The sequence below is a fragment of the Nocardia sp. NPDC003693 genome (assembly GCF_053981095.1).
This window is the reverse complement of sequence record NZ_JBSFNO010000001.1, coordinates 463837-487951: the sequence shown is the minus strand read 5'-3', so window position 1 is coordinate 487951 and position 24115 is coordinate 463837. Positions and strand designations below refer to the sequence as shown.

At 69.5% G+C, this 24115-nt stretch carries 26 protein-coding genes; 19 read left to right on the top strand and 7 right to left on the bottom strand.

The window, feature by feature from the left end:
* Window positions 1–25 precede the first annotated feature (25 nt).
* Both ACWDOP_RS02565 and ACWDOP_RS02560 read left to right on the top strand, forming a co-directional pair.
* The gene (locus ACWDOP_RS02565; RefSeq protein WP_456343572.1) at window positions 26–871 is read left to right on the top strand and encodes a class I SAM-dependent methyltransferase; all 846 of its coding nucleotides are present in this window, start codon (window positions 26–28) and stop codon (window positions 869–871) included.
* A gap of 185 nt (window positions 872–1056) precedes the next feature.
* Window positions 1057–1710: a TetR/AcrR family transcriptional regulator gene (locus ACWDOP_RS02560; RefSeq protein WP_456343571.1), complete on the top strand. Its 654-nt coding sequence runs from the start codon at window positions 1057–1059 to the stop codon at window positions 1708–1710.
* A gap of 108 nt (window positions 1711–1818) precedes the next feature.
* Here ACWDOP_RS02560 and ACWDOP_RS02555 read toward each other — a convergent pair whose 3' ends face one another.
* Window positions 1819–3447, bottom strand: a complete 1629-nt coding sequence (locus ACWDOP_RS02555) for an FAD-dependent oxidoreductase (RefSeq protein WP_456343570.1) — start codon at window positions 3445–3447, stop codon at window positions 1819–1821.
* Window positions 3448–3522: 75 nt separating this feature from the next.
* Between ACWDOP_RS02555 and ACWDOP_RS02550 the strand changes: the two genes are divergently transcribed.
* From ACWDOP_RS02550 to ACWDOP_RS02540, 3 genes are all read left to right on the top strand, one after another.
* On the top strand, window positions 3523–4080 hold the full coding sequence (locus ACWDOP_RS02550) for a helix-turn-helix domain-containing protein (protein ID WP_454207963.1): 558 nt from the start codon (window positions 3523–3525) through the stop codon (window positions 4078–4080).
* Window positions 4081–4260: 180 nt separating this feature from the next.
* Entirely contained in the window at window positions 4261–5322 is a 1062-nt protein-coding gene (locus ACWDOP_RS02545) for an NAD(P)H-dependent amine dehydrogenase family protein (RefSeq protein ID WP_456343569.1), read from the top strand.
* A 6-nt stretch (window positions 5323–5328) separates the two neighbouring features.
* Window positions 5329–5976 (top strand): TetR/AcrR family transcriptional regulator C-terminal domain-containing protein, encoded by a 648-nt coding sequence (locus ACWDOP_RS02540; RefSeq protein ID WP_456343568.1) that lies wholly within the window; start codon window positions 5329–5331, stop codon window positions 5974–5976.
* 111 nt (window positions 5977–6087) lie between these two features.
* On the opposite strand, the gene ACWDOP_RS02535 is transcribed toward ACWDOP_RS02540, so the two are convergent.
* Complete coding sequence (locus ACWDOP_RS02535) at window positions 6088–6927, bottom strand: LysR family transcriptional regulator (protein ID WP_456343567.1); 840 nt, start codon at window positions 6925–6927, stop codon at window positions 6088–6090.
* A 106-nt stretch (window positions 6928–7033) separates the two neighbouring features.
* Here ACWDOP_RS02535 and ACWDOP_RS02530 point away from each other — a divergent pair, with 106 nt between their 5' ends.
* Window positions 7034–7759 carry an SDR family oxidoreductase gene (locus tag ACWDOP_RS02530; RefSeq protein WP_456343566.1) on the top strand — a complete coding sequence of 242 codons (726 nt, stop codon included), beginning with the start codon at window positions 7034–7036 and terminating at the stop codon, window positions 7757–7759.
* Window positions 7760–8173: 414 nt separating this feature from the next.
* Window positions 8174–8617 carry an SRPBCC family protein gene (locus ACWDOP_RS02525; RefSeq protein ID WP_456343565.1) on the top strand — a complete coding sequence of 148 codons (444 nt, stop codon included), beginning with the start codon at window positions 8174–8176 and terminating at the stop codon, window positions 8615–8617.
* Here the strand turns inward: ACWDOP_RS02525 and ACWDOP_RS02520 are convergent, their stop codons facing one another.
* Window positions 8618–10267 (bottom strand): thiolase C-terminal domain-containing protein, encoded by a 1650-nt coding sequence (locus ACWDOP_RS02520; protein ID WP_456343564.1) that lies wholly within the window; start codon window positions 10265–10267, stop codon window positions 8618–8620. It lies immediately after the preceding gene.
* A gap of 138 nt (window positions 10268–10405) precedes the next feature.
* Here ACWDOP_RS02520 and ACWDOP_RS02515 point away from each other — a divergent pair, with 138 nt between their 5' ends.
* Both ACWDOP_RS02515 and ACWDOP_RS02510 read left to right on the top strand, forming a co-directional pair.
* Entirely contained in the window at window positions 10406–11638 is a 1233-nt protein-coding gene (locus ACWDOP_RS02515; RefSeq protein WP_456343563.1) for a CaiB/BaiF CoA transferase family protein, read from the top strand.
* 24 nt (window positions 11639–11662) lie between these two features.
* Window positions 11663–12280 (top strand): TetR/AcrR family transcriptional regulator, encoded by a 618-nt coding sequence (locus tag ACWDOP_RS02510; RefSeq protein ID WP_456343562.1) that lies wholly within the window; start codon window positions 11663–11665, stop codon window positions 12278–12280.
* Here ACWDOP_RS02510 and ACWDOP_RS02505 read toward each other — a convergent pair.
* Window positions 12239–12589 (bottom strand): hypothetical protein, encoded by a 351-nt coding sequence (locus tag ACWDOP_RS02505; protein ID WP_456343561.1) that lies wholly within the window; start codon window positions 12587–12589, stop codon window positions 12239–12241. The two genes, ACWDOP_RS02510 and ACWDOP_RS02505, sit on opposite strands and share 42 nt — an antisense overlap.
* Window positions 12590–12695: 106 nt before the next feature.
* On the opposite strand from ACWDOP_RS02505, the gene ACWDOP_RS02500 reads away from it, so the two are divergent.
* Window positions 12696–13541 (top strand): LLM class flavin-dependent oxidoreductase, encoded by an 846-nt coding sequence (locus ACWDOP_RS02500; RefSeq protein WP_456343560.1) that lies wholly within the window; start codon window positions 12696–12698, stop codon window positions 13539–13541.
* 44 nt (window positions 13542–13585) lie between these two features.
* Here ACWDOP_RS02500 and ACWDOP_RS02495 read toward each other — a convergent pair whose 3' ends face one another.
* Together ACWDOP_RS02495 and ACWDOP_RS02490 are read right to left on the bottom strand one after the other, a co-directional pair.
* Window positions 13586–14779: an amidohydrolase family protein gene (locus tag ACWDOP_RS02495; protein WP_456343559.1), complete on the bottom strand. Its 1194-nt coding sequence runs from the start codon at window positions 14777–14779 to the stop codon at window positions 13586–13588.
* A gap of 34 nt (window positions 14780–14813) precedes the next feature.
* Window positions 14814–16352: an AMP-binding protein gene (locus tag ACWDOP_RS02490; protein WP_456343558.1), complete on the bottom strand. Its 1539-nt coding sequence runs from the start codon at window positions 16350–16352 to the stop codon at window positions 14814–14816.
* A gap of 150 nt (window positions 16353–16502) precedes the next feature.
* Between ACWDOP_RS02490 and ACWDOP_RS02485 the strand changes: the two genes are divergently transcribed.
* The gene (locus ACWDOP_RS02485) at window positions 16503–17414 is read left to right on the top strand and encodes an acyl-CoA thioesterase (protein ID WP_456343557.1); all 912 of its coding nucleotides are present in this window, start codon (window positions 16503–16505) and stop codon (window positions 17412–17414) included.
* Between the two features lie 44 nt (window positions 17415–17458).
* On the top strand, window positions 17459–17845 hold the full coding sequence (locus ACWDOP_RS02480) for a DUF427 domain-containing protein (protein ID WP_456343556.1): 387 nt from the start codon (window positions 17459–17461) through the stop codon (window positions 17843–17845).
* Window positions 17846–17877: 32 nt separating this feature from the next.
* Here ACWDOP_RS02480 and ACWDOP_RS02475 read toward each other — a convergent pair whose 3' ends face one another.
* Window positions 17878–18687, bottom strand: a complete 810-nt coding sequence (locus ACWDOP_RS02475; RefSeq protein WP_456343555.1) for an NAD(P)-dependent oxidoreductase — start codon at window positions 18685–18687, stop codon at window positions 17878–17880.
* A 188-nt stretch (window positions 18688–18875) separates the two neighbouring features.
* Between ACWDOP_RS02475 and ACWDOP_RS02470 the strand changes: the two genes are divergently transcribed.
* The 7 genes from ACWDOP_RS02470 (at window position 18876) to ACWDOP_RS02440 (ending at window position 24063) form a co-directional block, all read left to right on the top strand.
* Complete coding sequence (locus ACWDOP_RS02470) at window positions 18876–19322, top strand: hypothetical protein (protein ID WP_456343554.1); 447 nt, start codon at window positions 18876–18878, stop codon at window positions 19320–19322.
* A 37-nt stretch (window positions 19323–19359) separates the two neighbouring features.
* Window positions 19360–20481, top strand: a complete 1122-nt coding sequence (locus ACWDOP_RS02465; RefSeq protein WP_456343553.1) for a phosphotransferase family protein — start codon at window positions 19360–19362, stop codon at window positions 20479–20481.
* 180 nt (window positions 20482–20661) lie between these two features.
* Window positions 20662–21459, top strand: coding sequence for a TetR/AcrR family transcriptional regulator (locus tag ACWDOP_RS02460; protein ID WP_456343552.1), 798 nt, complete (start codon window positions 20662–20664; stop codon window positions 21457–21459).
* Between the two features lie 179 nt (window positions 21460–21638).
* Window positions 21639–21761 (top strand): hypothetical protein, encoded by a 123-nt coding sequence (locus tag ACWDOP_RS02455; protein WP_456343551.1) that lies wholly within the window; start codon window positions 21639–21641, stop codon window positions 21759–21761.
* A gap of 381 nt (window positions 21762–22142) precedes the next feature.
* A complete protein-coding gene (locus tag ACWDOP_RS02450) occupies window positions 22143–22715 on the top strand; it encodes a TetR family transcriptional regulator (protein WP_456343550.1) in 573 nt (190 codons plus the stop codon).
* The gene (locus tag ACWDOP_RS02445) at window positions 22712–23743 is read left to right on the top strand and encodes an enoyl-CoA hydratase/isomerase family protein (protein WP_456343549.1); all 1032 of its coding nucleotides are present in this window, start codon (window positions 22712–22714) and stop codon (window positions 23741–23743) included. Before ACWDOP_RS02450 ends, ACWDOP_RS02445 begins: the two co-directional genes overlap by 4 nt.
* The gene (locus ACWDOP_RS02440; RefSeq protein WP_456343548.1) at window positions 23740–24063 is read left to right on the top strand and encodes a hypothetical protein; all 324 of its coding nucleotides are present in this window, start codon (window positions 23740–23742) and stop codon (window positions 24061–24063) included. The genes ACWDOP_RS02445 and ACWDOP_RS02440 overlap by 4 nt, the downstream gene beginning before the upstream one ends.
* The last annotated feature ends 52 nt before the right edge of the window (window positions 24064–24115 follow it).

Genomic DNA, 24115 nt, shown 5'->3' with positions numbered 1-24115 from the left:
GGCATGTGCCCACTACCGTGGGCACATGCCCACTTTACCGCGCGAGCAACCCGAATCCTTTCCGGCACAGCTCCATCGAGCCCGGCCCATGGCCGAATCGTTCGGTGCGGATGCGCACCGCTACGACCGGGCGCGGCCCGCCTATCCCGGCGACCTGATCGCACGGATCGTCAACGGCAGCCCCGGGCTCGACGTGCTCGATGTCGGCTGTGGCACCGGCATCGCGGGGCGCCAGTTCCAAGCCGCGGGGTGCACGGTGCTCGGCGTCGAACCCGATGCGCGGATGGCCGACTTCGCACGGGCTCGCGGCATGGAGGTCGACGTGGCGACCTTCGAGGCGTGGCACCCGGGTGACCGGGTATTCGATACGGTCATCGCCGCCCAGTCGTGGCACTGGGTGGACCCGGTTGCCGGCCCCGCGAAGGCGGCCGACGTGCTGCGGCCGGGTGGCCGGCTGGCGATCTTCGGCCACGTGTACGAGCCGCCCGCCGAGGTGGCGGAACCGCTCGCGGCGGCCTATCGCCGGGTGGCCCCGGACTCCCCGTTCAGCGGCCAACCGGCTCGGCGGCCCGTCGAGCTCTACCAAGCCGGATACGCGCAAATCGCCGAACAGATCCACGAGACCGGACAATTCGAAGATCCCGAACAGTGGCGATTCGACTGGCAGCAGTCCTATTCGCGCGAGCAATGGCTCGAACTGCTTCCCACCACGGGCAGCCTGACCCGGCTCCGTCCCGACCAATTGGCCGAGATACTGGACGCGGTCGGCGAGGCCATCGACGCCCTCGGAGGGTCCTTCGTGATGGACTACACCACGCTCGCAACGACTGCCGTGCGCACGATGAGACTGTCGTCGGCAAACCCGCTGTGATGCAGCCACTTCGCGCTACCAAACCTCACACGCGGTTGTAGTTCAAGCGATTTCGATCACGTTGCCGAAAGGGCAACGGTTTCTACAATGAGAAGCACGTTACGGCGATCGAGATCAACGTCGCTCCTCCTTACGCCTCGGGGAAACGCTCCCCCGCAAATCCGGCATCGCTACGGAGGTCGACCATGACAGCGGAACTGCTGGATTACGACGCGGACTCCTCGCCCTCTCGGGGCACCGCGGCGCGAATGCGTAGGGCGCAGCGCAGGCAGCAGGTGATCAGCGCCGCGAGCAGCCTCTTCGACTCGGCCGGCTATCACGCCGCCACCATGGCCGAGATCGCGGCGCTGGCCGGGTGGAGCAAACCGATTGTGTACCGGCAGTTTTCGGGGAAGCTCGACCTCTACCTGGCGGTGCTGCAGGAGCACATCGACGACCTGACGCAGTCGGTCGAGCGGGCCCTGCGCTCGAACACGACCAACCGATACCGCGTACAGGCCGCCGTGCAGGCGTATTTCGACTTCGCCGACCAGCAGCCCGCCGGGTTCCGCCTGGTCCTGGACCCCGATCTGGTGAACGAACCGTCCGTGCAGTGGCGGATCGGACGGGCCACCGACGCGTGCATCGGCGCCGTCACCGCCGCGATCGCCCAGGATTCCGACCTCTCCCCCGCCCGGGCGCACCTGATGGCGGCGGGACTGGTCGGCGCGAGCCAGGTCGCGGCCCGCTACTGGCTCGACACCGGTCGCGGGATGCCCAAAGCCGACGCCGTCGCCGGGGTCGTCACCCTGTGCTGGGGTGGGCTTGCCGCGGTGCCGCTGCGGTCCCATTCCGCGTGAGCGAGATTGGTTCGGGGCGAGATCCGATCGGCCGCGTTCAGTGCACGCGTACCGGATCGGGATCTTCGCCGCGTGCCGCACCGGCAGGGCGGTGTCGTATCGGGGCGATCAGACGGCTCGTCGAGTCGCGCGCAGCACGACGTCGTCGACATGATGTGTGCTGACCGCGCCGGGTGGCCGCGGCCGGGTCTCGTTGATCTCGATGTGCCAGGTGTCGGAATCGGCGGTGAGTGCGGCGGCGATCTCGTCGATGCCGACGAACGCCTTCGGGTCGTACATCCGGGTCTGAGTCGCCACGTCCACCGGCTCACGCAGGGGACCGAGGTCGTGGTGCACGGCCAAGAGCGTGCCACCGGGGGCGACGGCGTCGAGCAGGCTGCGCAGACCGCGCTGGTCGGGCGTGCGCTTGAACGAGCCGTACTGCAGGGAGACCAGATCGAATGTCTCGGTGCCGAAGGGCGCGGGATCGTTGGCGTCGCCGCGCACCAGGTCGACGTCGAGCCCACGACGCTCGGCCTCGGCCCGCAGCCGGGCGAGCGCGTTGCCGGAGATATCCGTGGCGGTCACCTTCCAGCCGTGCTCGGCCAGCCAGAGGGCATCGGCGCCCTCGCCGGTGCCGACGTCGAGCGCCCGTCCGGGGGTCAGTTCGGTGACCTCGCGGACCAGTGTTCCGTTGGGGTTGCCGCTCCACGCTCGGTCGGGACCCGTGTAGCGGTGGTCCCAGTCGGCCTCCTCGCCCGAGCGCCGAGCGGCCCGCAGGTCCTCCTCGGCCAAACTGAAGGCGATCATGGCGCCGACCTGGCTGCCCTGCGCAGCCGAGGGCAGCACCTGCAGGCTCGGATCGGTGAGGTTTCCGGCCGCGTACAGCCCGGGCACCGAGGTCTCGCCGCGCGGGTCGACCGCGACGACGTCGCCGACGCCGCTCGGGTGCGGGGCGGTGGTGAGCCCGACCCCGGCCAGCACGTCGGCGCGAGCGCGGAACCGTGATCCGACCACCACGGCGTCGGCCTCGAGCACACGGCCGTCGTCGAGCTCGACCCCGGATACCTCGCCGTCCTGCGCGGTGACGACCCGCCGGACAGCGCCGCGCACGATGTTCACGCCCGAGGCGGCGAGACCGTCGAGGACTCCCTCGTCGATCCCGGCCGGATCGTGCAGCACGATGGTCAGCCGGTCCGTCAGATGCCGGAAGAGGGTGCTCGGGTGCAGGCCCATCGGATGGGTCACGATCTGCACCAGGCGTTGGTCACGCACTTCGAAGCCGTGGCAGAACGGGCAGTGGATCACGCCCCGTCCCCACTGTTCCGCGAGGCCGTCGATCGCCGGGAGCTCGTCGGAGAGGCCGGTCGCGGCCAGGACACGCCGGGCCACCAGCGCGTGCCCGCCGGTGAGGTCGAGGCGGAATGTGCCGTCGTCGCGACGGTGCACGCCCACGACCCGGCCGTCGAGCACCTCGCCGCCGTAGCCGCGCACCTCCGCACGCCCGGTTGCCATCAGCTCGCCGGGGGCGATGCCGTCGTGTCCCAGGAAACCGTGCATGTGCGCGGCCGGGGCATTGCGCGGGGTGCCGTCGTCGACCACGACGACGCTGCGCCGCTGGCGGGCGAGCTGCAGGGCGGCGGCGAGACCGGCGGCCGAGCCGCCGATGACGGCGACATCGCAGTGCCGCACCATGGTTGGGTGCCCGCCGTGCTCGGAGTGGGCCGTGTGTCCGCTCTGCTCGGGATGTTCGCTCATGAATCCGACGGTACGGCGTCTGTACTTATCAGCAAAGGATCTTGCGCAATTCGCAAGACGTGCCAGGATGGGCGCATGAGCGAAGTCGCCGACATCGAGGCCCTGGCACGATCGCGCCTGCGCAGCATTCGCACCACCCTGGGGTACTCCCTCGACGAGTTGGCCGAGCGCACCAACCTCAGCGCGTCGACCATCAGCCGTGTCGAGACCGGCAAGCGCACGCTGAGCATCGACGTGCTCGTGCCGCTGGCCAACGCCCTGCAGGTGAGCCTCGATGTGCTCTTCGAGGTGCCTACCGACGAGGACGTCGTCATCCGTCCGGTGGCGCACAGCAGCGGCACGCGGACCACGTGGCCGCTGAGTCGGCCGAACGGGCGCACGGTCGCGTTGAAGATGCGTCTCGAGCAGTCCGACGAGCGGCCCGACCAACGGGTGCACCCGGGACACGACTGGTTCCTCGTGATCGAGGGACGGGTGCGACTGTGGCTGGGCGAGCGGCAGATCGACGTCGAGGCGGGCGAGGCGGCGGAGTTCGCGACGATGGTCCCGCACGCGATCACGGCCCCGTGGGGTCCGGCCGAATTGATCATGGTCTTCGACCGTGACGGGCAGCGCGCGCACGTACATCAGTGAACTGCCCACCCGGGGTTGGCTCGCCGCGGTTGCGCTCCGGGCGGGCGAGTAGTCCGGTCGGGCCGAATCATTTTTCCCCTGAGGGAAATAATCACTGAAAACCCTGCGGGCGAGTCTGATTCGGGTGTAGGCAGGAGTTCGGCCGGGCCGTCCAGGCCCACCGAGCGAATGAGGTTCCCCATGTCATCGACCCCCTGTCGCGTCGTCCAGTGGACGACCGGAAACGTCGGCACCAGTTCCGCGCGGGCGCTGCTCGCACATCCCGACCTCGAACTCGTCGGCTGCTTCGCGTGGTCCCCCGACAAGGTGGGCCGGGACGTGGGCGAGCTCGTCGGCGGACCGGCCGCCGGGGTCGTGGTCACCGATGACGTCGAGGCACTGCTCGCGCTGAAGCCCGATTGCGTTGTCTACAACCCGATGTGGTCCGACACCGAGGAACTCGTCTCGATCCTGTCGGCGGGCGTGAACGTGGTCTCGACGGCCTCGTTCATCACCGGGCACAACCTCGCGGCCGACCGCGAGCGCATCGAGCGCGCGTGCGAACAGGGCGGGTCGACGATGTTCGGATCCGGGGTCAGCCCCGGATTCGCCCAACTGCTGGCTATCGTCGCGGGCACCGCCTGCGACCGGATCGACAAGATCACCATCGCCGAGTCGGCGGACACCACCTTCTACGACTCCCCCGCCACCGAGCGGCCCGTCGGATTCGGCCGTCGCATGGACGATCCCAGCCTCGCCGGCGCCGCCGAGCACGGGACGGCGATCTTCGGTGAGGCCGTCCGGCTGGTCGCCGCCGCACTCGGCACCGAGCTCGACGAGGTGCGCTGCGTCGCCGAATACGCGCAGACCACAGCCGATCTCGACCTCGGCTCGTGGACCATCGAGAAGGGCTGCGTCGCCGGGGTGTTCGTCAGCTGGCAGGGGCGCGTCGGTGGCACCACCGTCATCGAGCTCACGGTGCGCTGGCGCAAGGGACAGACCCTGGACCCGGACTGGAAGCTCGACGGCGACGGCTGGAAGATCACCGTCGACGGCCGCCCCACGGTGAACATGACCGTCGGATTCGCACCGCCCGCGGACTTCGAGGCCGAAACCATCGCCGACTTCATGGTTCTCGGGCACATCATGACGGCCATGCCGCCCATCCACGCCATCCCCGCGGTCGTGCGCGCCGCGCCGGGCATCGCCACCTATGTCGATCTGCCCCTGCCCGTGCCGCGCGGGGTCGTACGGGCACAATGACCGCCTGTGACCGAATCCCGCGGCCGGGGACGCCCGAAAAAGATCGACCGTGAGCGAATTCTGGCGGCGGCACGGCAATTGGCCCCCGAGGCCATCACGATGCAGGCCGTCGCCACCGCGCTGGGTGTGGACCGCAAGGCGCTCAACTACTACGTCAGTGACCGCGACGGACTGTTGGAACTGGTCGCGCTCGACGCGTTCCAGTCCGCGTTCCGCCGCGTGGATCCGCCCCGGGATCCGGACTGGCGCACCATGGTTCGCTCGTGTGCCGAAGCGATGCGCGAGGCGTTCATCAGCGTGGGCGTCCTGATCTCCCACGCCCGGTTCGAGGGGATGACCGACACCACCGCACTCGGCAGCATCGAACAGACCCTGCACGGGCTCGTCGAGGCCGGTCTCGATATCGATGACGCCGGCCGCGTGATCACGCTGATGTCCCGGCTGGCCCGGTCCGCCGCGCACGAAACTCTGGGCGCGACGGGAGAATCCGCCGCACAGCAGGCCGGCGACATCCTGCGTGCGCTGAATACCGCCTCGCCCGAGGGACTTCCGCTGCTGTCGCGGGCGGCACGCAACAACGCTGCGCAACCCGCCGCTCAGTTCGAGTTCGAGCTGTCGCTGATCATCACCGCACTGGAGAGTCGACTGGGATGACTCAGTCGCCTTGTGACGGCTATGCCGGCGACGCTCGTCGATACCGTTGCCTCGACGTCCTACGACCGCTGACCCGAACCTCGGATCTGTGGGGAGCGGGCAGCGCGGCGTTCAGAGGCGGGTCGCGATGCGGACCAGGCCGGCGACGGCCTTCGACCTGCTGTGTGGCGGCCACGCGATCACCGTCGTGACGGTTGGGGCGTCCGGGACCGGGACGGCGGCGTGGTCGTCACGGAGCTGGGTGCGCAGGGACTCGGGGACCACCGCGCAGGCGCGGCCGAGGGCTATCAGTTGGAGGAGTTGGGTGTGGTCGCGCACCTGGGGGCCGGGGCCCTCCGCATAGGTGCCGTCGGATCGGGGCCAGCGCGGTAGGGGCGGGTCCGTCAGGGCGCGAACCTCGGCCAGTGGCAGGTGTTCTCGGTCGGCGAGGGGGTGGCGGGCGGGCAGGACGACCACCTGGGACTCGGTGTGCAGATCCTCGGTGTCGAACCCGGCCGTCGTGTCGTAGGGGCGGTGCAGCAGGGCGACATCGGCTCGGCCGGTGCGCAGCAGGCCCTCCGGCTGGCCGGGACCGCACAGCATCACCTCGACGGGAGCGGCGTCGGGCTCGGATGCGTAGGCGTGCAACAGGTTCGACAGCAGATCGCTGGACGCGCCGGCCTTCACGGCCAGCACCAGCCCGGGGCGGTCGGCGGCGGCGCGGCGGGTTCGCCGTTCGGCGGCTTCGACCGCGTCGAGGGCGGTGCGGGCCTCGCGCAGGAGTACCGAACCGGCCTCGGTCAGGGCGATGGCGCGAGACGTGCGGTGCAGCAGCGGGACTCCGAGTCGTCGTTCGAGCTGCTGGATGGCGCGGGACAGGGGCGGCTGGGCGATCGCGAGCCGCCGGGCCGCCCGCCCGAAGTGCAATTCTTCGGCGACGGCGACGAAATAGCGCAGCTCCCGCGTCTCCACCGGGTGATGCTATCGCGGCCGTGAACACGATCGATACCCGTGGGGTATCGCCGGTCACCCGATCGGTCTTGGACGCACGAGCCGGGACCGCAGCAGGATCGGGGACGTGAGTGAGCAGATGACCGCGCTGGTGACCGGCGCGAACAAGGGCATTGGATACGAGATCGCCGCCGGGCTGGGAGCCCTCGGCTGGCGCATCGGTGTGGGCGCGCGCGATTCGCACCGCCGGGAGGTCGCGGTGGAGAAACTGCGCGCGGCCGGAGCCGACGCGTTCGGGGTACCGCTCGACGTGACCGACGACGACAGCGTGGCCGCGGCGGCGGAGGTGATCGCCGAGCGCGCCGGCGGACTCGACGTTCTGGTCAACAACGCCGCGATCACCGGCGCGCTGCCGCAGACCGCGGCCGCACTCGATCCCGCGACCGTGCGAATCGTCCTGGAGACCAACGTGATCGGGGTAGTCCGGGTCACCAACGCGATGCTGCCGATGCTGCGCGCCTCGTCCGCGCCGCGAATCGTCAACGTGTCCAGCAGTGTCGGGTCGCTCGCGCTGCAGACCGCGCCGGGCGGTGACATGGGCCCGGTTCCCGTCGCCTACCTGGCCTCGAAGACCTTCCTCAACGCCCTCACGATCCAGTACGCCCGGGAACTGGGCGACACCGGGATCCTGATCAACTGCGCCTGCCCGGGCTTCACCGCCACCGATCTCAACGGTTTCACCGGCGTGCGGACACCGGAACAGGGCGCTGCCATCGCGATTCGGCTCGCGACCCTGCCCGGCGACGGACCGAGCGGTGGATTCTTCGATGACGCAGGAACCGTGCCCTGGTGACGGGTGCACCGGTTCGTCGGCACGGCGCCTCCGGCAACCGCTCTTGACGGCAATCTCCCGTGGTGCCGCCGGTGTCGCGCCGGGGGCGGCCGGCAACCTCCGGACGGCGCTTTTCAGGGGCTGAAATCACGTCTCTCCGAACGAATTTCACGGCCTCCGAAACGGGGCCGAGAGCCCCCGAATCGGGACCGCAACACCCTTCTTCGTGGGGCTTTCGCATTATTGCGAATGCCATTCTTGCCGATGAGATTTCATTTGTTCGCGCACGCAAAACCCGGCCTTGAACTCCCGTTTCCGGTGTGTCAAGATCACCCGCATCGGCTCGGGGGAGTCAGTCGATGATCCGAATACGTTGCGGGACACAGTCATCGGCGACTGGTCGACCGCTGCATCGAACTACTCCGAGGAGCAGCTGTGCGCACCATCGTCATATCGCGGGAAGTCCCGGGTACGCCCGAGGCGTTGTTCGCCACCATCACCACGCCGGCGACGTGGGAACACTGGGTCGCGACGCATCGGGAGTTCCTCACCACCCCGCCCGAGCGGCTGGACGAGGGCTCGCGTTTCACCGCCGAGATCCTGCTGTACGGGATGGTCGAGGAGATCGAGTGGGTCGTCGCGCGGCTGGACGAGGCGCGCAAGGTCCGGCTGTACGGCACGGCGCGGTCCGGCGTGCACTGCGACCTGACCTACTGGCTGACCGGGACCGAGCACGGCACCGAGGTCACCGCGAGCGTGGTGCTGACCGGGACGACCCTCACGGGTGAGGACGCCCCGCTGGTCGAGAAGCACAGCCACACGCAATTGGATTGCACCCTGGGGCAATTGGGGGCGATGGCGGGCGCGCTCGCGAGCTGATCAGCGATCGGCGCGCAGCAGCAACACCCCGCTCGGCGTCAGGCCGCCACTGCTGGTGACCGCGACGCGGGCGTCCGGAATCTGGCGCGGCCCGCCCTGGCCGCGCAGCTGGACCACGGCCTCGTGGATCAGGCCCATGCCGTGCGTTCTGCCGTGCGAGAGCTGACCGCCGTGGGTGTTCAGCGGCAGGACCCCGTCGCGAGCGATGTTCTTACCCTGCGCGAGAAAGTCTTTCGCCTCGCCGATACCGCAGAAGCCGAGGGCCTCGATCCAGGACAGGCAGTTGAAGGTGAACCCGTCGTAGAGCTCGGCCACGTCGACATCCGCGGGGCGCAGGTCGGTACGCGACCACAGGTGCGCGGCCTGACCCAGCACCTGCGGCTCGTGGGTGAGCGTGCTCTGATCCCAGGCGAGGCGTTCGATGATCTGGGTGCCGACCGCCTCGACCAGAACCGGGGGCTGCGCCAGGTCGGCCGCGGTCTCGCGAGCCGACACGATGACCGCGACGGCGCCGTCGCAGGGAACGTCGCAGTCGTAGAGTCCGAACGGCGTGGTGATCGGCCGGGCGGACAGGTAGTCGTCCATGGTGAGCGGGTCGCGGTAGATCGCGGTCGGGTCCAGGGCGGCGTTGGCGCGCTGGTTGAGCGCGATCCAGCCCAGGGTTTCGCGGTCGGTGCCGTAGCGGTGGAAGTGCCGCTGGGCGTTCTGGGCGAGGGTGTGCGCGGCCGACGTGGCTCCGAACGGGGCGATCCAGCCCTCGGCGCGCGGGGCGGGCGCCGGCATCCGGCCGGTGCGAATCAGTTCCGCGTAGGTCGACTCCCAGACGGTGCGGAAGCACAGCACGTGCCGGGCGAGGCCGGAGGCCACCGCGAGCATGGCCGCGATCACCGAACCGCCGGGCCCGAAGGTGTCCAGCCCGCCGTTGTACCAGGTGGGCCGGATGCCCAGGGCGGTCTCCAGCGCGGTGACGCCGCCCTCGCCGAAGGGCCCGGGCAGGCCCGGACCCGGGTAGGTGGACAGGCCGTCGATGTCCTCGAGCCGGAGTCCGGCGTCGGCGACCGCGGCCTCGGCCGCCTGCACGGTGAGCGCGAGCGGACTCACCATGAGGCGGCGTCCGATCGGTGACATGCCGATCCCGGTCAGCGCGACCCTGTCCTCGAACTTCTCGCGGGTTGCCATGGGCCGCACGTGATCCCGCATCGCGGTGGGTTCGATCTCGTCGACCGGGAGCGGGCCGGGTTCGCCGGCGCCGGGCCGGAACAGCGGCAGCCACACCTGCTCGACCTGTTCGAAGACCACCTCCATCGCCATGCCCAGGGCCAGATCAGCCGCCGCGCACTCGATGACGTTGGTGGTCAGGCGAACTCGCGCGTCCTCCACGAGCGCCACCTGCGCGACCACGTAGGGCGCGGGCAGTCCGGGCAGCGAAAAGCGGTGGTTCTCCGTGAACCCGATGAGCGTGGCCCGGCCCGAAACCTCGCGCACGCCCATGTCCAGGCCGTGGCAGTAGCGGCACACCGGCTGCGGCGGATGGATGAGCGCCGTGCAGGACCGGCACTCCTGGATCCGGAGCCGCCCGTCCGCTCCCGAGGTCCAGAAGAATTCGTTCTCGGGCGTCAGTGACGGCACGGGGCGGTGCGCGGTGCTCACGTGTACTCCTTTGCGCGCGTGCCTGGTTCGTCGCGCTGATCGTTGTGTGCGGCCACCAGACTGATTTATAGTTGGCCTTACTGTCAAGCATTCCGTATAGCTCTGACCAGGGTTGTTCCTGGAATCGAAGGGATCGCCATGGTGGCGTACGATTCGCCCGCGCCGAGCACCGGCCCGCTGTCCGGGGTCACGGTGGTGACGCTCGAGCAGGCGGTGTCGGCGCCGATGTGCACCCGCACGCTCGCCGATTTCGGCGCCCGGGTCATCAAGATCGAGAACCCGCGCGGCGGCGACTTCGCGCGCGGCTACGACGATGTGGTGAACGGCCTCGCCGCGCATTTCGTGTGGGCCAATCGCGGCAAGGAGTCGGTCACCGTCGACCTCAAGGACCCCGAGGGCCTGGCGATCGTGCACCGTCTGCTCGCCGACGCCGACGTGTTCGTGTCCAATCTCGCGCCGGGCGCGATCGAGGGCTTGGGCCTGGCTCCCGCGCAACTGAATTCGCGGTTCCCCGAGTTGATCACCATGGCGATCGACGGCTACGGCACCGGGGGTCCGCTGTCCCACAAACGCGCCTACGATCTGCTGATCCAGGCCGAGGCGGGCGTATGCGCGGTCACCGGCCAGCCGGACGCGCCCGCCAAACCCGGACCGCCGATCGCGGACGTGTGCTCGGGCCTGTACGCGGCGCTGACGATCATGGCGATGCTGTGTGGCAGGCGCACGCCCGGCGCCGTCGCCACCTCCGGCTCGGCGGCGGTCAGCCTGTTCGACACCGCCGCCGAGCTGATGGGGTACGCGCTGAACTACACCCGCTACACCGGAACCGATCAGCAGCCGCTGGGGATGAGCTCCCCCGCTGTCGCGCCGTACGGGGCCTACCCCACCGCCGACGGGTGCACGGTCGTGCTGGGCACCACGAACGATCGCGAATGGCAGCGCCTGGCCCGCGACCTGATCGGCCGGCCGGACCTGGCCGCGAACCCCGTCTACGCGAGCAACGCCGGCCGGGTCCGACATAGGGCCGAACTCGACGCCGCGATCGCGGACTGGACCGAGCAACACGACATTTCCCGGGTGCAGGCGGCCGCGGACGCGGCGGGTATCGGCAACTCGCGCTACAACCGGCCCAGCGAGGTGATCGCGCACCCGCACCTGAGCGCGCGCGAGCGCTGGCGGTCGGTCGACAGCCCGGCCGGTCCGGTCACCGCGTTGCTGCCGCCCCCGATCATCGACGGCTGGCAGCCGCCGATGGGCGCCATCCCGGCACTGGGCGAGCACACCGATACGGTGCTGGCGGGCCTGGGTTTCGACGCCGACGCCGTGGCCGGACTGCGAGCGCGCGGTGCGATCGGCCCCGCCGTCCGGTGACGCGACCGATCCGGAGGACAGGCAATGGTGAATCAGCGCGCGGAGTCCGGCGGGGTGGCGCGACAGCGGCGCGAACGCGGCTCGATCGATCCCGAACGGCTCGTGGACGGGGCTTTCGAACTCGCCGAACAGGTTTCGCTGGCGGGGCTGAGCATGCCGTTGCTGGGGCGGCATCTCGATGTCGGGGTGACAACCATCTACTGGCACTTCCATCGCAAGGACGATCTGCTCGACGCCATGACCGAACGGGCGCTGGGCCAGTTCGCCGCCGCGCTCGACCGATCCGCGCCCCGCACCGATGATTGGCGGCTCGCCCTCGGCGAGTTCGCGCGCGCCATGCGGCGGACGTTGCTGGCGAATCCGATCATGTGCGATCTGCTGCTGGTGCGCTCGACCTTCGCACCCAGGGTCGCGTTTCTGAGCGTGGACGCCATGCGGCGCGGTGCGCGCGGCCGGCTGGACGCGGCCCTGCCCGCGGGCGACGCTCTGCGCGCCTACGCGGCGATCGATCTTCACGTCCGGGGATCGGTTGTGCTGCAACGCTTTCACCATGATTCATCGGCCTGGCAGGACCGTGCCTTCGAGGTCGGGCTGAGCTGTCTACTCGACCGGGTCGGGGACTGGCTCGAGCACGGGCGCTGAGAAGGCGACCTCGGCGCAGGATTCCCAGAATTCGACGAGGGCGGCGGTCGGGTCCGAGGCGCTGCCGGGGCGCATCCTGCCGTCGGCGGATCTGGCCACCAGCTCGGCCAGCAGTGCGGCCGGGTCGTGTCTGTCGAACTCGTAGACGGCCAGGAACCGAACCGGACCCTCGGCGCTCACGAGGCGAAAGCGCCTGCAGGACTTCACCACCGGGACCGCGAGCATGTCGGGTACGTGCACGCTCGAGTACCAGTGGTCGAACTCGTCCACCCGGTCCGGATAGGGGGTGGAGGTCACGTGCATGAACATCGGTCCGGCCTTTCGTTCGCTGAATATGCCATTCTCTCGAATGGGAAATATCGTTTCTGGACGGCGGCCCGCGCCGGCCAGACTCCCGATCACCGAGGATGTGCCGATGACCGAGTGGTTCCTGTTCCTGCCCCAGATCCGCATAGGCATAACGGATATCGTCGATCGGGCCCGGGCCGCCGAGGACGCCGGATTCGACGGGATGGCCTTCATCGACCACCTCGTCGCCCCGGGCGCGCCCGCCCAGCCGATGTGGGAGGCGATGACGGTCGCGACCTGGGTGGCCGCGCGCACCACCCGGCTGCGCATCGGCCACCTGGTGCTGTGCGACGCGTTCCGGCATCCCGCGGTGCTGGCCAAACAGGCCGTCACCCTGCAGGAGGCGACCGGCGGGCGATTCGAACTCGGCCTCGGCTCCGGATCGGTGCCCGCCGAGCTGGTCCGGTTCGGCATCACCGAAGCGATTGCCGCGCAGCGTCATACGCGACTGACGCAGACGATCGACCTGCTGGCCGGGTACTGGGACCCGGCACGGGAGCCGGAGTTGCCGCCGCGCCCGGCGACGCCGATACCCCTCGTACTCGGGGGAACCGGGCCGCGCCTGCTCGAGCTGGCGCGCGAACACGCGACCTGGTGGAATCTGCCCGCGACACACCTGGATCGGCTGACCGAGCTGGCGGGCCGGGTGGGTCCGGCCCGGGTGTCGATTCAGCAGATGGTGGCCTTCGTCGCCCCGGGCGCCCAGGAGAGTTCGGTGCGTGAGACCGCCGAACGCCGGTTCGGCTATCTCGGCGGCGGTCTGGTGTGCGGTGACGCCGAAGTCCTGCGCGCGCATTTCACCGCCCTCGCCGATCGTGGCGTGCGACGCTTCTACGTCTGGTTCGCCGACTTCGCGGACCCGAAAACCCTGGCCGCGTTCGGTGATTCGGTCATCGCCGGCTTTCCGCGCTGACGCCGGATCCGGGCCGGGCGGTGCGGACCGCCCGGCCCGCGGGCTCACACGTTGAGCAGTCGCGCCAGGTTGCCGCCCATGATCAGCTGCTGATCGGCGAGCGTCATGTCCTTGATCTCGTGGATGTAGCGTGCCGGTTCGGCCAGGCCCTCCGGATGCGGCCAGTCCGAACCGAACAGCACGTGATCCGCGCCGATCATGTCCGCGGTCGCCTGCAGATCCTCTTCCCAGAACGGGCTGACGTACAGGCTGCGCTTGAGCGCCTCGACCGGATCGTTGAATCCGAAGCCCTCGGGCGCCTTCTTGTGCGTGTCGTGCAGCGTCTCGAGCAGCGGCGCCAGCCACGAGCAGCCGTTCTCGATGACGGCGATCTTGAGTTCGGGGAAACGGAACAGCGCGCCGTGACACACCCAGGACGCGACCGCGTCGGTGACCGGCCGCCAGGCCATGGTCATCTGGAACGTGTTGGTCTGGAAGGGCAGCATCTCGAGGCTGGTCCCGTCCCACTCCGCGCCGTAGCGCGAGTACCCCGAATCCGAGGAGTGCATGGTGACCAGCACGTCGTGCTCGACGACCTTCTTCCAGAAGGGATCGAATTCCGGCAGCGCGAACGAGCGCATGCCGCGCAGGCCCGGCACCGGCGCGGGACGCACCAGAATCGCCTTGGCGCCGCGCTCGACACACCATTCCAGCTCCTCGATCGCCTTCTCCACGATCGGCAGGCTGATGACCGGCACGTTGAAGATGCGGTCCGAGTGCACGAAGTTGCCGTTCTGGCCCCAGTCGTCGAGCATCCAGCGGTTGAGCGAATGCACCACGGCGTGAATGAGATCCGGGTAGTCGCGCATGCGCTCTTCGATGAGGCTGGCCAGGGTGGGGAACATCAGCGCGCGATGCAGTTGGAGGTCGTCCATGACCTTCAGGCGCGCTTCGGGATTGCGGAACGCGTCCTGCGCCGGGATGGCCCTGCCGAAGATCTCGCGCTTGCTCTTGCCCTCGGGATTGCCGTTCTTGAAGTAGTCCTCCATGGCCCCGGGTGCGGCGACGTAGTCGAACGTGGGGTTGGGGATGTATTCGCTGATCTGGCCCAGGACGGCGATCTTCTTGCGGCCGTTGATCTCCACGTACTTGATGGCCCCCTCGTACTCCTTGGTGAGGTACCGGGTCAGGGACTCTTCGGTCTCGTACAGGTGGTTGTCGGCGTCGAACAACTGATACGGCAGATCGACCTTGGTCATGAGAATCTCCTTCGCTTCACAGAGAATCGTATTCTCACGCTTGGTCGGAGGCAATGTCTTGCCGGAGGCGGAACTTCTGCACCTTGCCGCTGGGCGTGCGCGGGAAGTCGTCGACCACCCGAAGTTCCTCGGGCCATTTCTGTTTCGCCAGGCCCTGCGCGGCGAAGTGCGCGCGGACCTCGTCGAGGGTCGGGGCGTCCCGGCCCGGGCGCAGGCGCAGCACCGCGGCGGCGTGCTCGCCGAGCCGGGCGTCGGGCGCGGCGACCACGGCGGCCTCGGCCACTGCGGGCATGCTCAGGAGCACCTCTTCGACCTCCACCGCGCTGATGTTCTCTCCACCCCGGATGATCAGGTCGGTGGTGCGGTCGGTGATGCTCAGGTAGCCGTCCGCGTCCAGGACCCCGATGTCGCCGGTGTGGTACCAGCCGCCGGCGTCGAAGGCGCGGTCGGTGAGCTCGGGGTCGGTGTAGCCCAGGCACAGGTCCGGGCCCCGGCTCACGATCTCCCCGTCCTCGGTGAGGCGAATCTCCACCCCCGGCATGGGATCTCCGTCGGTGTACAGGCGTTTGCCGAGTGCCGCGGTGTGTTTGGACGCGGTCACCGAGGGGTGCTCGGTGCTGCCGTAGGAGCGGTACACGATGATGCCGAGGTCGGTCAGGCGGGTGGTCACCGCGGCCGGCACCGGGGCGCCGCCCATTCCCGCGTAGCGCATGTAGCGCAGGTGGCCGGGGGTGAAGTCGGGATGATCGATCAGGCTCGTCATGTAGTACGGCACGCCGCCGGCGACGTTCACGCCGAATTCGGTCATCAACGCCAGGGCGCGTTCGGGATTCCACACGTCGAGCAAATGAATCGGGGCGGCGTTGAGCACCGAGATGAGCAGCGCGTTGACCATGCCGATGAAGTGCCCGACGGGCGCGGCGGTCAACTGCGGGCCGAAGTCGTCGGGATAGTGACCGCCGAGCTGACGGGTCTCGAAACCGAGGGTGCGATGGGAGTGGATGACACCCTTGGGATCCCGGGTGGTGCCGGAGGTGAAGGCGATGAGCGCGGGCGCGTCGGGATCGACCGCCGCCACGCCGATCATGGGCTCGTCGGCGAGCAGATCGTCGAAGTCGCGGCCGACCACGCCCACCACGGGCACGTCCGCGTAGACGGCGGGGTCGAACTCGAGGGCGCCGAACCGTTCGAGGGTGATGAACGCCTTGGGGCGGGTGGTGTCGAGGATGTACCCGACCTCCTTGCGGCCGTAGAAGTGCACGATCGGCACCACCACCGCGCCCAGCAGCGCCGAGGCCCAGAAGGTCGCCGCGGCCTCCATCCAGTTGGGGAGTTGGAAGGCGACCCGGTCCCCCGCCTTCACACCGCGCGCGGAGAGCCCGGCGGCCAGGCGCCGGGCGACGGTCTCGACGTCGCTGATCCGGCCGGACCACGGCCGCGTCTCCGAATGTACTTCGAAGCGTTCCCCGGGGGCCGCGGCCAGGCCCCGCGCCAGCAGGTCACCCAGCGATTCGTCGGTCCACCACCCCTCGGCCAGATACCGCTCCACCAGATCCGTTGGCACCTTGCGCATTTCGATGATCTCCCATATCCGGCACCGAACGATGCGCCGGGCGCATCGATGTCAGGGGCGGCTCGACCCGCGGGCACACCCGAATGGATATGTTATTCTCAAGAATGAGAATCCGATATTCATTCGCCGAACTTCGGAGCTAGGAGCACCATGGCCGGCCGGACAGACTCCGCACCCCGGGCCGGTGCGAACTCCCCCGTTCGGGAGTGGGACCAGGGCGAACTGCTGCGGCTGATGGACGTGCGTCCCGAACCCGGCGGCCGGTATCTCGCCCCGGCACACGGGCCGACCGAACGCAATGTCGTCGAGGCCGGACAGCTGCTGGGCGCGACCGTGGTCGCCGCGGCGAAGGCCGTTCCGGCGCAACGGGTCACCTCGGTGTCGATGGTGTTCTCCCGGATCGCCAGACATGATGAACCGCTGAGCGTGGCCCTCGAGGTGCCGCACGCCGGGCGCGTGCTGTCGACCGCGCAGGCGCGAGTGATCCAGGGCCACAAACAGTGCGCCACCGGCGTGGTGCTGCTGGACGCGGGCGCGCCCGATCTGATCCGCTCGGCCGAACCGATGCCGCGGGTCACCGCGCCGGAGCTGTTGCGCCCGCTCGACATTCCCGGCGGCGTCGTGCGCGGGCGGGACATGCGGGTGGTGGACGACGCCTACGACCCGTACCGCGAGCAGACCGGTCCGCCGGAGTTGTTCGTGTGGACGCGCTTCCGGGACGCCCCGGACCGGCCGGAGCTGCACGCCGCCCTGCTCGCGCAGTCGACCACGCACTGGACCGTGGCCGCGGCGCTGCGCCCGCACGCCGGGTTCAGCGAAGCCACGGCGCACCATTCGATATCCACCGGAATCACCATGGCCACGATCACCTTTCACGACGACGTCGATGTGAGCCGATGGCTGCTGTACGCGACCCGCGTGGTGTACGCCGGGCGCGGGCATGCCCAGGGTGACGGGCGGATCTACACCGAGCAGGGCGAGCTGGTCGCCTCCTACGGCGTGCACGCCATGGTGCGGGCGTTTCCGACGTCGGGCGTACCGGATTCGGGAACTCGTTTGTGAACGGCATCGGGCCGGACGGCCGGCCCGGCGGAAGGGGAGAGAAGATGGAGTCGGGGTACCTCGAATGGCCGGACTACCGGGTCGATGTGAGCCGCGTGCGCAATCTCGTGCGGGCCACCCGGGACGGCATCGTGCTGGCCGAGTCGAGCAGCGCGCTCCTGGTGGCCGAACAGGATCACGGCATCGTGTTCTATCTGCCCGCCGCCGATGTGCGCTTCGATCTGCTCGAGACCGCGGTGGGCACCTCGCGGTGCCCGTTCAAGGGTGAGGCACGGTACTGGCGCGAGATCGGCGGGACCGAGCCCATCGCGTGGGAGTATCCGCAGCCGCACACCGAGGTCGCGATTCTGCGCGGGCACCTGGCCTTCTATCAGAACCAGGTGCGGGTGGAGGTCGGCGTCGCGGTTCCGGCGGTCAAGCGACCGTCATGACCGCCGTCCGCGAGCGCGTACGGGGCGGGCGCTCAGCGCATCTGGAACGGCCCGCCGTCGATGGCGGTGGCGAGCGGCCCGAGGTCGATACCGAGTTCGGCGGCCGCGGTGAAGCAGGCCGCGACATCCTTGCGCAGGTACCGCACCACCACGTGCTCGAAACCCGTGGTGCCCCCGGCGGTATGGATGGTGCCCGCCGCGTGACTGCGCCCGCTGCACACGAGCAGCGCGCGCAGCAGATCGTCCTCCTCGATACCGAGTTCGCGGCCCACCCGCAGGGTGGTGGTGGCCAACTGCGCGTTGGCGGCGAACAGGGCGTTGTTCAGCAGTTTCACCGTCAGCGCGCTGCCCAGACCGCCGGTGGGCACGATAGTGCTGGCGTAGGCGCCCAGCACGGGGGTGGCCGCGGCGACCGCCGGGGCGGGTCCGCCGAGCAGCACGGTCAGCGTGCCCTCGGCGATGTCCAGGGGCGAACCGCTGACCGGTCCGTCCAGCAGGGTCGGCCCGTCGGGGTGTGCGGCGGCGAATTCGCGCACGGTGGACGGGGATCCGGTGGTATGCGAGACGACCATGGCCTCGGGCGCGGCGTGCGCGAGCACTCCGTCCGGACCGCCGAGCACTTCGCGGACCTGTTCGTCGGAGTACACGCAGACGACGATGATGTTCCCGCGCACCGCGACCTCGGCCACCGAGTCGACCACGTCGGCGCCCATGGCGCGCAGGCGTTCTCGCACGGACGTGCGGCGCGCGAACGCCACCACCTCGTGTCCGGAACGCAGCAGCCGGGCAACCATCGGTTCGCCCATCTGGCCCGCTCCGACGAAACCGATGACCTCGGACATGGGCGCAACTCCTGTTGTTCGGCGACCGAACCCCGCTCGGCACAGGGGGTTCCGGAATTCGATGCGGACGACAGACCCTTGAACGGGCCAACTGTCTGTCTTACAGTTTCTAATACCATAGATGATCGCGGGTGTGTCCGGTTCCCGGATACACGGTGCGCATCACATGGTCGTAACCGGGAGAGATCATGAGCGACGACACCTTCACCGTCATCCGCCCGCGCATCCGCGAGGCGCTGATCAGCGCGGCGGACGCCCTCGCCGGCGGGGTCCGCGCGAAAATCCTGCACAGCCCGCGGCCGGTGTTCATGTACTACGTCGCCCAGACCTTCGACGCGACGCGAAACACGCTGGCGCGGGGGCTCGAACCGTACCCGGCCACCCCCGCGCAGCAGCTGTGCCTGCACCTGATGTGCGCGTACGTGGAGCGGTACCGCGACGCCGTCGACTACGACATGGCACGCCTGCGGGCGGCGCTGCTGCCCGAGGGCCACCACGAGGTGCTGGCATCGCTGGGACGCGGAACCGTGAAGCAGCCCGAGACCTACGATTTCGTCGCGCTCGGGGACGCGTTGAGCGGCAGCGGGATGAGCGCGTTCTTCGCTCCGCTCGAACCCGATAGCCTGGTCGCGTGAGTTCCGGCCGGACACGGTTTCCCGGGGCGGGCGTTCGATGCTGAACACCGCCCTGGGGCTCGCGGGCATCGGACGCGAAGCGGTCCGCACGGGATTCGAGCGGACCGGCGGTGCGGGTGATCTGCCGCGGCGGGCCGAGGAGCTGACCACGCGATGGTTGAGCGCGATCCTCGGGGTGCGGGCGGGCGGGTTGCGCGGTTTCCAGGTGGTGGACGCGGATTCGGGCACGGCCGCCCGGGTCCGCATCGAGCTCGACGGTGACGAGGTGCCGTCGAGCCTGTTCGTCAAACTGCCACCCCGGGACTACGCCCAGCACGTCCTGCTGAATCTGTTCGGGCTCGGCGTGCGGGAGGTCCTCGCCTATCGCGCGCTGGGCGCGACGCCGCCGGTGCGGGTGCCGCGCTGCCACTTCGCCGGGGTCGACGGGCGCCGCGGTGTGCTGGTCCTGGAGGACCTCGCCGGATCCGCTCGTTTTCGCACGGTGCGTGAATCGGTCGACGCGGCGGAGGCGTTCGCTGTTGCCGACGCGATGGCCGAGTTGCACGCGAGCTATTGGGAATCCGCGCGATTCAGCACTGATCTCGCGCCGCTGACCCGGCGCACCTCCGCCGAGATCCGCCTGGGCACCGTCATCCGACGGCTCTTTCTGCGTGATATCAAGGGCCACTCCGCCGATCTGATCCCCGGGCCGATGAAGCGGCAGGCCCGGATGTTCTTCGAACGCGCCGGGGAGATCGACGCGTTCTGGGCGGCCCAGCCGCGCACCCTGACCCACGGCGATCCGCACCTGGGCAATCTGTACTTCGTCGGTGCCGAGCCGGGCTTCCTGGATTGGCAGATCGCCGGGGCGGGGCCCGGGATTCGCGATCTCACCTATTTCGCCTGCGCCTCGGTGGAACCCGGGCTGCTGCGCGAGATCGAGCGCGAGCTGATCGAGCGGTATGCGCGGGGGTTGGCACGGGGCGGCATCCGAGTGGACGAAAAACGGCTGTGGACCTGCTATCGCGCCGCCACCACCGAACTGTTCCTCGCCGCCGTGTGCACCGCCGAGGCCGGGGAACGCATGCAGCCGGCGGCTGTCTCCAGGGTCGGCGTGGAACGGGCCGTGGCCGCGGTCGAGGCGCACGACGGTTTCGGGACGCTGGCGAGCCTGCTGTAGCCGCGATCGACGGTCCGAGAAGGCAATTCGGCGATCCGGCGGCTGTCGGGACGCTGCGCGCCGATCAACCGAAGGTACAGCGGTACTATTTACCGTGGTACATACGATCGGCATCGGACGGCCTGTTGCGGGGCTCGCCGTGCCGATGTGACGAAGGACCTCATGGAGGTGGTCGCAACAATGGCGAAGCGTGCAACCGTGGAGAAACGGCCTCGGCGCGAGCGAGGTTCGCTCAACCCCGACGATATTCTCGACGGCGCCTTCGATCTCGCGGGACAGATCGGGATCGACAATCTCAGCATGCCGATGCTCGGCAAGCATCTCGACGTCGGGGTCACGAGCATCTACTGGTACTTCCGCAAGAAGGACGACCTGCTCAACGCCATGACCGACAGCGCGCTGCGCAGGCACGCGGAGGAATTGTTCGCCGCGTCCCGGATTCGAACCGGGGGCTGGCGGGAAGCGCTCGGCGAGCACGCGCGCACCATGCGGGATGTGTTCCGCGCCAATCCGATTCTGTGCGACCTGGTGCTGATCCGGTCCTCGCTCAGCCCGGAGGCCGCGTTGCTGGGCGCACAGGCCACCGAAGGGGTGATCGCGGAACTGGTGGCGGCCGGATTCACCCCGGACGGCGCCGTGGACACCTACTCGGCGATCCAACTGCACGTGCACGGATCGGTTGTGCTGCAGCGGCTTCGGGATCGCAGCCGCGAATCGGACGCGGCGCCGCGCGCGTACTACGAGCAGCTGACCATCACACCCGGCACCACTCCCCTGCTGGCGGAGGCGGCGGCGCGCGGGCATCACAGCGGCGTGCCCGACGATCACAACTTCGACTTCGGACTCGACTGCATACTCGAGCACGCCGAGCGCCGGCTCACCGCGGGCGCATCCGAGAAGGCTGCTCCGGCGGCGCGGCGTACCAAGCCGGCCGCTCCGCGCGCACGCGCCACGAAGGAGGCCGCCAGCGCGAAATAGGTTGCCGCCGAATCGAATAGCTCGATTTCGCCGGGTGGTCCCATGTGGGATCACTCGGCGATTCTCGTGCTGTGCAAGGTCGGCCTGCGCGGGTATTGTGCAGGAAACTGTAAGACTGACAGTTGACCTGTTTTCACCCGGCCCGCGCGTCACCCCGCCGGCCGAGATCGGAGTTGGCCGTGACCACTCAGCCCACGCGTCTGCAACGAGTACTCATGCCCGTCACCCTGCGCGTGCTGACCGCCGTCTTCAAGGTCAAGACGGCCGTCGCGGCCGCACGGGCGGCCCGTCGTGAACGGTGAGCCGCTCGCCCCGAAAACCGCTTTCACGTGCGGGATTCGGAATACGCGCGCGCCGATGACGGATTCGGTCTTGACGCCACGGCACTTCGTGCAGCAGACTCGCATGCAACCGGACAACATTGTCCGGTTGCGCCGAGTTCTTCGGAACTCGCCGCCCGTGCCGGCCCCGCAACCAGTTCCGGACTCGCTCTTCCTGCAGAGCGCCCCGGACGCCGGCGCGGCGGCGGCGTCCCGGTTTGCCGCCCCACCGGGACCCTCGGGGGGTGGTTGTGCACCTTCGTCACCGACCACCCCCCGAGCATCGGCAGCGTCGCCGGTGGCCGTCGAACCAATCCGGACAGTATCGTCCGGATTGGCCGTCACGGTACTACGCTGAGCCCCGTGCCGAGTCGATACCGGAGCAATCGCGGACCGGCCGTCGCGCCTGCCAATCGGCAGGCACTGCTCAGGGCCGCACGAGAGGCGTTCGCCGAGATCGGGTTCGGCGCCTCGCTCAACGAGATCGCCAAACGCGCGGGCGTGGGGCACGGCACCATGTACCGCCACTTCCCCGATCGCATCGAACTGGCCGTCGCGGTCTTCGAATCCGACATCACCGCCTTCGAACTGCTCGACACCCGCCGGGACAGCACCCTCGACGATCTGCTCGACGTGGTGACCGCCGCCGCCACATCCGCGGCCGCGCTCACCGAACTGCTGATGACCCACCGCACCGATCCCCGCGTGGCGTGGCTCGACGATCGGGTCCGCCGGATCATCACCCGCATCTACGAACGTGCCCGCGCCACCGGTCAACTCGGCCCGCATCTGACCGCCGAGCACGTCATGCTCGCCGTCGCCATGCTCGCGCTCGCCCTCGGCAAGTGCGGTCATCGAGCCCAGAGCGCCCGGGTCGCGGACGAGGCGCGGGCGTTGTTCGGCGCGGCCTTCTCGCGCCCGGGAGAACTCCCGTGAACGTCGTCGGGCTGGCCGAAATCGCCGGGGGCGCGGCCGCACTCGACCTCAGCCCGGACGGCGCGGCGCGCACTCCCGTGGTGGTGGCCGACCTCGACCGGGACGAATGGCAGCATGCCGAGGCCGCGATCGACGCCCTGCGCGGGCGGCCGAGCGTGGTCGTGGTCGGACTGTCGCACTCGGTGCTGCCCGAATCCGCGCGAACCCTGCTGTCGGAGTTCACCTGCACCCTCGCACCGGGTGGTCCCGGGCGGTGCTGGGCCGCCGGATCCGCGGCCGACCTCGCGGCCATCGCAGCCACGGTCGACACCGCGCCCCGCGCCGCCCTCACCCTGGCCGGGCTCCTGGAACTGACCGCCCGGGCCGATGTGGCCGACGGGCTGACCGCCGAGTCGCTGGCCTACTCGATGCTGCTCGCCGGACCGGAGTTCGCGGCCTGGCGTGCTTCCCGGCCGCGCCGCCCGATTCCGGGCGCATCGGACCCGGTGCTGCTCGACCGCGTCGCGGGCACGCTGACGGTGAGCCTGAACATGCCCGGGCGTCACAACGCGTTCGGGCACACGGTCCGCGACGGGCTGATCGAAGCCCTGGCGGTGGCCGAGTACGACCCCTCGATCGAACGGGTGTTGTTGCGCGGGAACGGCCGATCCTTCTGCAGCGGCGGCGATCTCGACGAGTTCGGCTCGGCAGCCGATGTGAGCGCCGCGCACCTGATCCGGCTGGGACGCAGCGCGGCGCACGCCGTGCACCGGCTCGGGCCCCGCATGCACGCCCTCGTCCACGGCGCGTGTATCGGCGCCGGAATCGAGGTGCCGTCGTTCGCCGCACGCCTCGAAGCGACGGACGACGCCTACTTCCGCCTGCCCGAACTGTCGATGGGCCTGGTGCCGGGGGCGGGCGGGACGGTCGGGATCACCCGGCGAATCGGCCGGTGGCGCACCGCGTTCCTGGCCCTCACCGGCCGCGCGGTCGATGCGCCGACCGCACTGGACTGGGGGTTGATAGATGCGGTGGTGAGTCGGCCGTGACAGTTGAGGGCATCGGGGCGGATGGCGAGTGGCGGGTGAACCAACCGGGCACGGGCGTGTTTGCGGACGGGCGCCCCGGCATCGAGGTTGGGATCCCGGCGTCGGTGACCTTGCTGGAATCGATCCTCGAACTGGCACTGCCGATCTGGGTTCCGGATCTCCAGGTCCGGGCCGAGCTCACCCCGCACTACCGGTTCGGCTGCAAGTTCGTGTCGATGTCGAGCGCCGGCCGTGTACGCAGGCCGAGCCTCGTGGTGCCCGGCAGTGCTCGTGGCGGCGGCCACGACTGGCCTCGGCGATCGGCGGACGTCGATGATTGACCGCGTTGTGCGGGCTCCGAGGCGTCACGAGTACTCCGGGCCGGAAAACAGC

Coding starts and splice junctions, on each gene's coding strand:
- ACWDOP_RS02565 (WP_456343572.1), top strand. CDS start 26: ATGCCCACTTTACCGCGCGAGCAACCCGAATCCTTTCCGGCACAGCTC.
- ACWDOP_RS02560 (WP_456343571.1), top strand. CDS start 1,057: ATGACAGCGGAACTGCTGGATTACGACGCGGACTCCTCGCCCTCTCGG.
- ACWDOP_RS02555 (WP_456343570.1), bottom strand. CDS start 3,447: ATGAGCGAACATCCCGAGCAGAGCGGACACACGGCCCACTCCGAGCAC.
- ACWDOP_RS02550 (WP_454207963.1), top strand. CDS start 3,523: ATGAGCGAAGTCGCCGACATCGAGGCCCTGGCACGATCGCGCCTGCGC.
- ACWDOP_RS02545 (WP_456343569.1), top strand. CDS start 4,261: ATGTCATCGACCCCCTGTCGCGTCGTCCAGTGGACGACCGGAAACGTC.
- ACWDOP_RS02515 (WP_456343563.1), top strand. CDS start 10,406: ATGGTGGCGTACGATTCGCCCGCGCCGAGCACCGGCCCGCTGTCCGGG.
- ACWDOP_RS02510 (WP_456343562.1), top strand. CDS start 11,663: ATGGTGAATCAGCGCGCGGAGTCCGGCGGGGTGGCGCGACAGCGGCGC.
- ACWDOP_RS02505 (WP_456343561.1), bottom strand. CDS start 12,589: ATGTTCATGCACGTGACCTCCACCCCCTATCCGGACCGGGTGGACGAG.
- ACWDOP_RS02500 (WP_456343560.1), top strand. CDS start 12,696: ATGACCGAGTGGTTCCTGTTCCTGCCCCAGATCCGCATAGGCATAACG.
- ACWDOP_RS02495 (WP_456343559.1), bottom strand. CDS start 14,779: ATGACCAAGGTCGATCTGCCGTATCAGTTGTTCGACGCCGACAACCAC.
- ACWDOP_RS02490 (WP_456343558.1), bottom strand. CDS start 16,352: ATGCGCAAGGTGCCAACGGATCTGGTGGAGCGGTATCTGGCCGAGGGG.
- ACWDOP_RS02485 (WP_456343557.1), top strand. CDS start 16,503: ATGGCCGGCCGGACAGACTCCGCACCCCGGGCCGGTGCGAACTCCCCC.
- ACWDOP_RS02480 (WP_456343556.1), top strand. CDS start 17,459: ATGGAGTCGGGGTACCTCGAATGGCCGGACTACCGGGTCGATGTGAGC.
- ACWDOP_RS02475 (WP_456343555.1), bottom strand. CDS start 18,687: ATGTCCGAGGTCATCGGTTTCGTCGGAGCGGGCCAGATGGGCGAACCG.
- ACWDOP_RS02470 (WP_456343554.1), top strand. CDS start 18,876: ATGAGCGACGACACCTTCACCGTCATCCGCCCGCGCATCCGCGAGGCG.
- ACWDOP_RS02465 (WP_456343553.1), top strand. CDS start 19,360: ATGCTGAACACCGCCCTGGGGCTCGCGGGCATCGGACGCGAAGCGGTC.
- ACWDOP_RS02460 (WP_456343552.1), top strand. CDS start 20,662: ATGGCGAAGCGTGCAACCGTGGAGAAACGGCCTCGGCGCGAGCGAGGT.